Origin of the sequence: Serratia sp. Je.1.23.a (assembly GCF_051129805.1) — a bacterium.
In the GTDB taxonomy this organism is placed as follows: Bacteria; Pseudomonadota; Gammaproteobacteria; order Enterobacterales; family Enterobacteriaceae; genus Serratia; species Serratia liquefaciens.
In genome coordinates this window covers 1-231 of sequence record NZ_JBCPSR010000101.1, presented here as the reverse complement: position 1 = coordinate 231, position 231 = coordinate 1, and the positions used below count along the sequence as shown (strand labels likewise).

General features: G+C 58.4%; 1 protein-coding gene. It reads left to right on the top strand.

The window, feature by feature from the left end:
- A partial coding sequence (locus AAZT04_RS26370) for a hypothetical protein (protein WP_434682348.1) occupies positions 1 to 231 on the top strand: 231 nt, incomplete at both ends.

Here is a 231-nt window from a genome sequence, read left to right as displayed (position 1 = left end):
AGGATTGGAAGCCTGATGCGACCTATGCGGGGTACCAGGTTCGACTGACGATAACGCCGAAAGGTGCGTTGCACCCTGAGCTGCCTGGTGTTCCAGCTGATGGCCCGGAAATCAGTATCTTCGCGGCCCCGGCGGTGAGGGATAACAAGGTCACCATCAAGGGAAGCGGTCAGGTCGGTCAGAAATTGCAGGCTGAGTACGGTTTTGTGGCGAACGGTACGGGCGCTGATG